The organism is Paenibacillus sp. MDMC362 (assembly GCF_003269305.1).
In the GTDB taxonomy this organism is placed as follows: domain Bacteria; phylum Bacillota; class Bacilli; order Paenibacillales; family Paenibacillaceae; genus Paenibacillus_AQ.
In genome coordinates, this window is sequence record NZ_QLYT01000094.1 from 1 (window position 1) to 5,286 (window position 5,286).

Sequence of the window (5,286 nt, forward strand, 5' to 3'; positions counted from 1 at the left end):
ATAAAAAAACTGCACCTCCAACTGTTAGATGTGTCTAACAATGGGGGTGCAGTTCAATTTATAGCGGCTTGTTTTTTTATCGTGCTAATCTTCTAATATTTTCTTTAGATCATTAATTTCTTCTCTGAGTTTCAAGGTTTCAGCCTTATCAACTGTAATTTTACTACTCTAATGGAAAGTGCATCACCAACCCGACAATCATCAGGTAGCATCTCTTTTGAGATGTATTCGGTTCCACCCTTAACTTTTCTACGGAATGATAACCATCATTGGTTCTTGTTAGAGTCCGGTGAACCTGAGTACCAATTCTTTAGGTACATTAGGGATCGTTCCGTTGAGCTTCTAAAAGAGCGAATGAGCAGTACAGGATGGAGCTATGTCCAGCAAGAAGGCTCTAATTATTGTTAGTCTCCTGCAATCCTGAATCACTTAGAAATTGCTCGCGAAGCTCTTTTTTATTTTTACCTAAAGCATACTTAACGCTAATATCAACGACATTGCCATGCGAACGAAGTGCGGGGAATTGGTCGGTCCAACGAAAAAACAACCGCATCTGCTTTATAAGTCTTCGAATCATCAGCTCCGCAAGGGGATTGGAATCATCCGGGCATAGGTTTACGGTAATGGGAAGATGCTGCGGATTGTTCTTGGCTATTTCCTCATTGATGGAGCCGTCGATATACTGGACGCTGATTTCCCGATCCTTCCTCTCGTATTCTCGACCGCAGAAACGACATAAAGCCGATCCGAACATGTTCAGTGCCACCAAGGGCGAGAATAATGAAGGATAAATTAACCCATCTATTCGCCCCTTTTTTTACGGTATGTCATGTCCGTGACTCCCTTCATCCTCCCACCTATAATAATTGTCATATTACTGAAAGCCTCGCTCCTAATAAAGTCCCGTATCTAACTGAGAAAAAGATCCTAGTTTTAAGTGACATAGCAAGGCCCTGAGAACCTTTTCCATATAATTCAAGTGGAGTAAAATATTTAAGTTAACTATGATCGGAGATCGGGTTCAATCCCGAAAGCAAGATGGAGAGGTTGTTATGAGTAGAATTTTGGTCACACCGGAGATGTTGCTGCGCGTTGCAGAGCAATGCTCCAGGGCGAATGAACAGCTGGAAGCGATGATATACATGCTGAATCAGAACATCCATATGCTGGAGTCTGCCTGGGAAGGTACGACGAGATCCCGTTTTTATGCAGATTTTCAGCAGGCGCATCGAGAGATGACACTGACCACGGAGCATATCCAGTGGACAAGCCTGGAGCTGAGAGGGATTGCCCAACGATTTAAATCAGCAGATGAGCGGGTACAACCGATCCAAGTTGCTGGGCATGTGCTGGGAGCATTCCCTATGATGAGGGGACCCGCAGGCCATAGTGCCGTAGAGGATGCCGGGAGAAAAGCGGAGGAAGCCTGGAATTCGGTGCAGCAGGAAGCCGGGAAGGCATGGGACACCGTGAAGCAAGAAGCAGGGGAACTATGGGAGGGCGTAAAGATCGGAGCCGCCCAGTTCGGGAACTCGTTAAAGGATACGGCGATGTCCTTGTACGAAGATCCGCTTGGAACCGGGCAAGAGATGCTCTATAATGCAACCATCGGGACGGTCGAGGATATTTGGGACACGGGGATATGGGCCGGCCGAATGGTTTTTAGTAACGAATATCGTGAAAAAATCGTGGCAGACACAATGAAAGAAGTCGATTCAGCAGGCGGCTGGTCCAATTACTTGGGTCAACAGTCAGCTATGATCCTTGGAGGCGCTATTCTCAACCGTGCTGGAATTAGGGGGAGAGGCCCGCTGAATAAGAAACATGATGATCTTGGTGGCGGAAATAGTGGCGGTAATGGTAGCGGTGATGGTGACGGTAAGAAGTCGGGGGATCAGGGGAAAGGTAAATTCAATGATCCAATAATAACGAAAACGAATAAAGGCGTAGAAGTTGAATTTGAAAATCCGTACGGTAGTAAAATAAAGTGGGTTGAACAAAACCCTAAGAATATTCCAAATGCAATCGAAAGTGCAATGAATAGTAGCAATATTGGTAAAGCTATTGAGGGTAAAGTTGGGAATTATGTTCAGCAAAGGGTAGAAGTAACAGGGTTCGGCTTAAAACTAGATAATATATCTACTGGTAAACCAGCAGGAGACATTGATGTCATGACACACAATCAAATTATAGAGATCAAGAAGTCAATGTCTGCTGTTAAAATGGATCAAATCGATAAGTATGTTAATCCAAGTAACTCTCAATTCTCTAATTATGAGGGTAGAGAGATTGTACTGTATATTGATGAGACTATTGATAGCTCAAATACTCAAGCAGCTAAAATGATTCAAGAACTTAATAGTAAGAGTGTAAAAGTTGTAAATTCGCTCGAAGAGTTAGGAGGAGTATTGAAGTAATGGGGATCTCAGCCTTTTTGTTATTTAAACGTGGAGATAGTGCTCCGGCAAATGATTTATTGAGGGATCTTAAAAAGATATGTATAGAGGCGAATCTTTTCTTTGATAGTGATGAAGAAACTTACGATAGTGAAGGGACACTAAAATACACACGAGTATATATTAGTGACTTGCCATTTAGAGAGAATTATTCAAGAACTCTTTGTTTTAGCGTGTATGATGAACCGTATGAATATCAATTCGTTAGTTTTGAATGGGATGATACTAAAAATGAATATTTTAAAGCGGTAGTATCTGACGATTTTGATGATAATGAAGATCTATTATTACGATTTTCCCATGCCATACTTAAAGTCCATCCGACAGCAAAAATATGGGTAGAGGAAGAATGGTTTTATACTCTAGAGGACTTAGAGAATATTACTAATATGCCGTACATGAGTGATTGGTGCTATAAAAATCCAAGAGAAATAGCTCGAGATTAGTTGTGGTGCTGATGTTTTGCCAAAATGAGATTCAATGGGGGCGACCCAGTGCCGAATGAACTCATCATTCAATCAATAACATATAACCCATGTAATCATGTATAATGACTGACGCCCGATTCACGCCGCACACCGACCGTTAAGCGGGCGAGAAGGAGGAATTAAGAGAGGTTTTGATAAGGTGAGTTCAATTATCATTTTGAAAAATATGGAGAATTACTCTCCTGAGCAGACTATTAGTCATTTTGTAAAAGCAGCTGAAAGAGCTAATATGTATTGTTTTTATATAACAACTAAATTATACAAAGATGGTTATTTTTATTCAGCTGAAGGTACATTATCAGAAGTAGACGAAATTACGTTTAAACATATCGAAGATGAAGACAATATTAGATACTTTACGTTTAATATAAACAGAGCTAGAGAAGATTTGTACGATAGCTTCACTTGGCTGACTGATGACAAAAATCGATTGGTATTATTCTGCTGCTGATATATTAAAATTAAGCCAAATGCCATATGACTCTGAGTGGTGCAGTAAAAAAATAGTGTGAAATAACCCATATCCAATAAAATCATTGATTGATGACCATGGTATAGGCTGAGCAAGTGTAGAGGGTGAAAACTATATAAAAAATGTGGACTTTGAGATGGCGAATGACTTTGAAGAAACCTCGGAAGATCATAGCATTCGGTATTATTGGCAACGTTTTTCTTGTCGTTATATTCGCAGGTGTCTATATCTATAATATTGGATTCCATAACCTTAAGCTCATATACACGTTGAGTACAACGAATAAATTAATAGTCCCCAAAATAGTCCCCAATGGATGAGGAGGGACATTATCTGGCAAGAAAGGATCGTTCTGTTGAGCTTCTAAAAGAGCGAATGAGCAGTGCAAGATGGAGCTATGTCCAGCAAGAAGGCTCTAATTATTTTTTTGAAAAGGAAAATGAAGAAGCGGCAGCGATTTTGCAACAATGGAATTATAAATATGTCATTTTATCAGGTTAAAGATAATGTCATCAATATAGCGGACTAGTAAGCAATTAGGTTATACACTTTAATAAACAGACCCCATCATTGTTATTTGAAATGGTGGGGGTCTGTTTAATTAAGATGATGCCAAGTGATCCAAAATCATTTGGAAAATTGAAATAAGGAGTAGGCTATGAAACTTGATAAAGCGCGGATACGCTAGATCCGGCAGTGCTATGGAGAAATCGATTAAATCGGGGACATAGAGCTATTGAGCTTGGTTGCGCTTATGAAGATGGAAATCAGCGGGTGGTTGTGAAGTAAAGCAAGTCTAATCGATCATGGATTACTAAAACTCGCCGAGAGGTCAATAATTTGATGACTCCATTCCAGAAAATGTATATACTTTGTATAAACATTAGTGTGGGGTGATAGTATGGCACAAGTTCAAAAATGGGGTAACAGTCTAGGCATGCGTATCCCCAAGACTCTGGCCATGGAGGTAGGACTTGAGGAAGGCTCAGAAATCGATCTTGACGTTGAAGACGGCCATCTCGTCATCAAGCCACGGACCAATAAACTGGAAGATCTACTTTCGAAAATAACGCCTGATAATATCCATTCCGAGGTTCAAACGGGTGATCCGAGAGGACGTGAGTCATGATAATAGAAAATTACATTCCTGATCGCGCGACTTGGTATGGCTTCAGTTTAATCCCTAATCTGGCCATAAGCAGTCGGGAAAATGCCCAGCCCTTGTCCTCTCACCTGCGCAATATAATGGAAAAGTCGGCTTAGCCTTGTTCTGTCCTGTTACTTCCAAGGCTAAAGGTTACCCATTCGAGGTGATTATTCCACAGGATTTACCGATTGAAGGGGTTATCCTGTCTGATCAAATCAAGAGCCTTGATTGGCAATCTCGCCAAGTCAAGTTTATTTGCAGAGTTCCAAAGGAGACCGTGGATGAGGTTTTGAGTAGGGTCGATCTGTTGATTCACTAACCGTACATTGTTATATAAGCCGCTCCTTCGTATCGGGTTGGAGCGGTTTTTCCTATAAAATACATTTAGAAGTGAAACTCAGAGGTGTAAGGAATGACAGAATCAATAAAATAGGTCGTTCTACTCCACCGGACGGAATATGCCTCATGCATATCGAAAAGCCGCGGTATTTCGCGGCTCTGATTGTTATCTCTCTTTGCTGCATGAATTGATGTTCCGCCAACTGCTAACGCTAACGTTTCTTGTTATTTCACGAATGTGTCCGGCAGCTTCAGGGAAACGACAGCATCGTCAGTTTCCTGCAACCCCGAATCGCTTAGATACTGCTCGCGCAGCTCTTTTTTATTCTTGACGGATTGTCAAACCAAGTGCGACAGTTCCTCTGTGAAAGATTCGTGAGCAGT

Annotated in this window: 6 protein-coding genes and 1 pseudogene; 6 read left to right on the forward strand and 1 reads right to left on the reverse strand. The window is 41.3% G+C overall.

The genetic code is table 11. The features are described 5' to 3' along the window. Positions 1–394 precede the first annotated feature (394 nt). Complete coding sequence (locus tag DP091_RS30480) at positions 395–754, reverse strand: hypothetical protein (RefSeq protein ID WP_258394756.1); 360 nt, start codon at positions 752–754, stop codon at positions 395–397. A gap of 298 nt (positions 755–1,052) precedes the next feature. Here DP091_RS30480 and DP091_RS32210 point away from each other — a divergent pair, with 298 nt between their 5' ends. The 6 genes and pseudogenes from DP091_RS32210 to DP091_RS30510 form a co-directional block, all read left to right on the forward strand. Then, the gene (locus DP091_RS32210) at positions 1,053–2,417 is read left to right on the forward strand and encodes a WXG100 family type VII secretion target (protein WP_258394758.1); all 1,365 of its coding nucleotides are present in this window, start codon (positions 1,053–1,055) and stop codon (positions 2,415–2,417) included. Continuing rightward, complete coding sequence (locus DP091_RS30490; protein WP_113061758.1) at positions 2,417–2,902, forward strand: hypothetical protein; 486 nt, start codon at positions 2,417–2,419, stop codon at positions 2,900–2,902. Before DP091_RS32210 ends, DP091_RS30490 begins: the two co-directional genes overlap by 1 nt. Positions 2,903–3,083: 181 nt before the next feature. Further along, on the forward strand, positions 3,084–3,395 hold the full coding sequence (locus DP091_RS30495; protein WP_113061759.1) for a hypothetical protein: 312 nt from the start codon (positions 3,084–3,086) through the stop codon (positions 3,393–3,395). A 333-nt stretch (positions 3,396–3,728) separates the two neighbouring features. Beyond that, entirely contained in the window at positions 3,729–3,917 is a 189-nt protein-coding gene (locus DP091_RS30500; RefSeq protein ID WP_113061760.1) for a hypothetical protein, read from the forward strand. A gap of 400 nt (positions 3,918–4,317) precedes the next feature. Next, positions 4,318–4,545, forward strand: coding sequence for an AbrB/MazE/SpoVT family DNA-binding domain-containing protein (locus DP091_RS30505; RefSeq protein WP_113061761.1), 228 nt, complete (start codon positions 4,318–4,320; stop codon positions 4,543–4,545). Positions 4,546–4,666: 121 nt separating this feature from the next. Continuing rightward, positions 4,667–4,882, forward strand: a pseudogene (locus DP091_RS30510) (type II toxin-antitoxin system PemK/MazF family toxin); the annotation flags it as partial. Positions 4,883–5,286: the final 404 nt, after the last annotated feature.